This window comes from Vibrio sp. OPT46, assembly GCF_015163535.1.
Classification (GTDB): Bacteria; Pseudomonadota; Gammaproteobacteria; order Enterobacterales; family Vibrionaceae; genus Vibrio; species Vibrio alginolyticus.
This window is the reverse complement of the sequence record NZ_JADDYG010000264.1, coordinates 1-4,056: the sequence shown is the minus strand read 5'-3', so window position 1 is coordinate 4,056 and position 4,056 is coordinate 1. Positions and strand designations below refer to the sequence as shown.

The 4,056-nt window shown below is 45.0% G+C and carries 4 protein-coding genes; 2 read left to right on the top strand and 2 right to left on the bottom strand.

The window, feature by feature from the left end:
• Positions 1 to 200: 200 nt before the first annotated feature.
• Complete coding sequence (locus tag IQR33_RS12270; protein ID WP_017636104.1) at positions 201 to 431, bottom strand: hypothetical protein; 231 nt, start codon at positions 429 to 431, stop codon at positions 201 to 203.
• A gap of 258 nt (positions 432 to 689) precedes the next feature.
• Here IQR33_RS12270 and IQR33_RS12265 point away from each other — a divergent pair, with 258 nt between their 5' ends.
• Both IQR33_RS12265 and IQR33_RS12260 read left to right on the top strand, forming a co-directional pair.
• A complete protein-coding gene (locus IQR33_RS12265; RefSeq protein ID WP_171344301.1) occupies positions 690 to 2,081 on the top strand; it encodes a PLP-dependent aminotransferase family protein in 1,392 nt (463 codons plus the stop codon).
• Between the two features lie 98 nt (positions 2,082 to 2,179).
• On the top strand, positions 2,180 to 2,404 hold the full coding sequence (locus IQR33_RS12260) for a hypothetical protein (protein WP_017636102.1): 225 nt from the start codon (positions 2,180 to 2,182) through the stop codon (positions 2,402 to 2,404).
• A 91-nt stretch (positions 2,405 to 2,495) separates the two neighbouring features.
• Here the strand turns inward: IQR33_RS12260 and asnS are convergent, their stop codons facing one another.
• Positions 2,496 to 3,896 carry an asparagine--tRNA ligase gene (gene asnS / locus IQR33_RS12255; RefSeq protein WP_017636101.1) on the bottom strand — a complete coding sequence of 467 codons (1,401 nt, stop codon included), beginning with the start codon at positions 3,894 to 3,896 and terminating at the stop codon, positions 2,496 to 2,498.
• Between the last annotated feature and the right edge of the window lie 160 nt (positions 3,897 to 4,056).

Genomic DNA, 4,056 nt, shown 5'->3' with positions numbered 1-4,056 from the left:
TACTATTTAAATGTAACAGATGTAATGAAAATTAATGTGATAACAATCGACTTATTTTGCCCTTTGAACGCTATAGAAGATGCGTACTTCTCATTCAGGAGAATTTACTATTTGGCAGGTTTTAGCTTTATTTGTGTTTAAAGCATACGACGATGGATTCGCCTACCTAATGCTATTCTTGAACGGTGATAGAGCCTAAACTACTCGTCATTCAAGTGTTTGAGAATCGCCGCTTTTGCATGCTCTTCTGTCGCTGTTTCTCCATCAGGGACTTCAAGGTCAGCCTTTTTGTGTTCACCCAAAGCATCTTCAGCGATATGCAGCCAATCAGGATGCCAATAATAAGGGGTGGTACTGCCAGGATGGTCCCAACTATGTACACCTTTATGTTTTCCGCGATACGAGAGATCGTCCATTGTAAAAACTTTCATCGCTTCCTCCTGATTTAAAGACCGTAGCTCGAAGTGAGTTTAACGCACTCAGTCCAACGTAAAACCTTGGCTTTTAGGTATTGCAAAGATGTAAGGCAATATGTGTGTAACAGTCAAAGTATGGGATATAAACGCTCACTTCGTGGCTGAAATATCTATTATAAGCTTGATAAATTACGTTGCTAAATTGAATACTCCCATATCAGAATGCTGGCGCGAAGTATGCTATGGTGCGGCTGTAAGTGAAATGAGGGAAACATGAACCGATACCGTCAACTGGCTGAGCTGTTCAAAACGCAGATTCAGCAAAATACATGGAGAGCAGGGGAAAAGCTGCCATCAGTGCGTGTAACAAGCCGAAACCATTCTGTCAGCGCAGGTACGGTATTACAAGCTTATCAGCTGCTCGAAGCACAAGGTTGGGTCGCAGCGAAACCTCAGTCTGGATACTTTGTGACTGCGGAGTTGGACCGCTTCGAACCGAGTTCTCCAGCCACTTCCGTTTATCGCTCCAGCATCAACGATGAACTTTACGACTACCTCAAAAATCAGGCCTCACCGAATGCGGTGAAGTTTGGCTCCGCGTTTCCAGACCCTGCATTGTTCCCATTAGAAGCGCTAAACCGCAACCTAGCCAGCTCAGGCAGGAAGATGGGGGCAGAGACGTTATTGGATAACTTGCCGCCGGGCTGTGAGTCTCTACGCCGTTTGATTGCTCAACGGTACATCCAACAAGGTATGGTGTTTACCCATGATGATATTGTCGTTACTTCTGGCGCATTAGAAGCATTGAATTTGAGCCTTCAGGCCGTGACCCAGCCTGGAGATACTGTTGTAGTTGAATCACCGACGTTTTATGGCGCACTTCAAGCGATTGAACGTTTAGGTCTAAAGGCGATAGAAATAACGGTGGATCCGTTAACTGGACATTCAGTGGATCAAATTGAAGCGACTTTTGCCGGCAATGATGTTCGCGCATGTTGGTTAATGACTAACTTTCACAATCCAACAGGAACCTTATTAAGTGACGGGCAGAAGCAACGTATCGTCGAACTGGCTGACAAATACGATGTGTACTTGATCGAAGATGATGTGTATTCAGAGCTTTATTTTTCTGAAAAAAAGCCAAGCTCACTTAAAGCTTTTGATACACAAGAGCGCGTGTTGCATTGTGGATCATTTTCAAAAAGCCTTTGCCCTGGCTATAGGCTGGGCTGGGTGGTAAACAAACGCTTCAATGAGCAACTTCAAAAGCTGCAACTTATCTCGACGTTGTCAGGCAGTGCACCAATCCAGCAGGGTATCGCGCATTACTTGCAAAACGATAGTTATGATAGCCATCTTAGAAAACTGCGAAAGAATCTTGAGCAGCGGCAATTGGCGTTTATTGAACTGGTTGATAAGTACTTTCCCCAATCGATTCGTTACACGCAACCGGAAGGCGGCTATTTTCTTTGGATAGAACTGCCGAAAACAAAGTGCGGAAAAGCGATTTATCAAAAGTTATTGGAAGCGAACATCACTGTAGCATTTGGTCAGTTGTTTTCTGTCGCTCCAAATTATGAGAACTACCTGAGGCTTAATACATCGTTACCTGTAAATGATGAATTAGAACAAGCCGTGAAGACGGTCGGAGAATTACTTCATTAGCCAACTGTTTACCTGTTTTTTGCTCAAACTGTATCAGTGGACGATACCGAAGCTGTGTTTCAATCATGGGCAGACAACCATTTAGGTTAGGAGCCGTAATGAAAAAGCAGTTGGTAAAGCATGAACTTAGGTTGATGGGTGTTGCTATTTTTAGCGCATTTTTGTTGGTGTTTGCACACTTGATATTGGCGAAATCTTTCTCTCATATGGTTTGGACGGAATACACTGCTGCCGTTATCCCATTTGTGATGTTTGGCTTGTGTGTGGTTGGAGTAAAATACGCAGCGCGAGCAGATGAGGATGACGACGAAAATAACAACTAGAGTGTATACATCGGTTGCTAGAAAATCATTCGTACAAAATAAAAGACCTCCACATGGGAGGTCTTTTTAATTCAATATCACTAAAAAGTGATTAGAAGTTCGCAGAGCGAGGAGTACGTGGGAATGGGATCACGTCACGAACGTTGCCCATACCAGTTACGTAAGATACTAGGCGCTCGAAGCCTAGACCGAAGCCTGCGTGTGGCACTGTACCGTATTTACGTAGGTCGCGGTACCAGCTCATATGTTCAGGATCGATACCCACTTCACGCATACGCGCATCTAGAATGTCTAGGCGCTCTTCACGCTGAGAACCACCGATGATTTCGCCGATGCCCGGTGCTAGAACGTCCATCGCTGCAACTGTTTTACCGTCATCGTTAGCACGCATGTAGAATGCTTTAATGTCTTTCGGGTAGTTCTTAACGATTACAGGTGCTTTGAAGTGTTCTTCAGCAAGGAAACGCTCGTGCTCAGAAGACATATCGATACCCCATTCAACTGGGAATTCGAACTCACGACCTGAATCAAGAAGGATCTGGATTGCGTCAGTGTAGTCAACTTGCGCGAAGTCAGAAGAAACGAACTGCTCTAGACGAGTGATTGCTTCTTTGTCGATGCGTTGAGCGAAGAACTCAAGGTCATCGCGACACTCTGCAAGCACTGCTTTAAACACGTACTTGAGCATGTCTTCAGCCAGTTTCGCTACATCATCCAGTTCTGCGAACGCAACTTCAGGCTCAACCATCCAGAATTCTGCTAGGTGGCGGCTTGTGTTTGAGTTTTCAGCTCGGAAAGTAGGGCCGAAAGTGTAAACTTTGCTTAGCGCACAAGCGTAAGCTTCTGCGTTTAGCTGACCAGATACGGTTAGGAACGTCTCTTTACCGAAGAAGTCTTCGTTGTAGTCCACTTTACCAGCGTCAGTGCGAGGAAGGTTTTCCATGTCTAGCGTAGATACGCGGAACATTTCACCAGCGCCTTCAGCATCTGAAGCCGTGATCAACGGCGCAGATACCCAGAAGTAACCTTGCTCGTGGTAGAAGCGGTGGATTGCTTGAGATAGGCAGTTACGTACACGTGCTACTGCACCGATTACGTTTGTGCGCGGACGTAGGTGCGCAACTTCACGTAGGTACTCGATTGAGTGACGAGTTTTTGCCATTGGGTAAGTTTCAGCATCTTCAACCCAACCAACCACTTTAACGTCAGTGGCAGCAAGTTCGAAGTCTTGACCCTTTGCAGGAGATTCAACAATCTTACCAGTTACTTCAACAGAGCAGCCAGTCGTTAGCTTTAATACTTCGTCTTCGTAATTATTAAGATTATTTGGGACCACGGCCTGAATCGGGTCGAAACAAGAGCCGTCATATATGGCAAGGAAAGAGATTCCAGCTTTGGAATCACGACGTGAACGGATCCAGCCACGAACAGTCACTTCGCTGTCTACTGCTAGCTGACCTTTCAATACGTCTGATACAGGCGCGTAAGTCATGTTTTCAATATTCTCCATTGAGGTAAAAATTCAACTCAACGCTTACTTAAACTACTTGTCTGATAACATTTTTGTTCAAAAAACAAGCTAAGCGCTGAGTTGGGTAGCATTTTACAGATTCAACGAGACATATTACCTGTCAATTCGCTCGCATCAACCT

Excerpts from the sequence above, each read along its gene's own strand:
- IQR33_RS12270 (WP_017636104.1), bottom strand. The coding sequence starts at position 431 with ATGAAAGTTTTTACAATGGACGATCTCTCGTATCGCGGAAAACATAAA.
- IQR33_RS12265 (WP_171344301.1), top strand. The coding sequence starts at position 690 with ATGAACCGATACCGTCAACTGGCTGAGCTGTTCAAAACGCAGATTCAG.
- IQR33_RS12260 (WP_017636102.1), top strand. The coding sequence starts at position 2,180 with ATGAAAAAGCAGTTGGTAAAGCATGAACTTAGGTTGATGGGTGTTGCT.
- asnS (WP_017636101.1), bottom strand. The coding sequence starts at position 3,896 with ATGACTTACGCGCCTGTATCAGACGTATTGAAAGGTCAGCTAGCAGTA.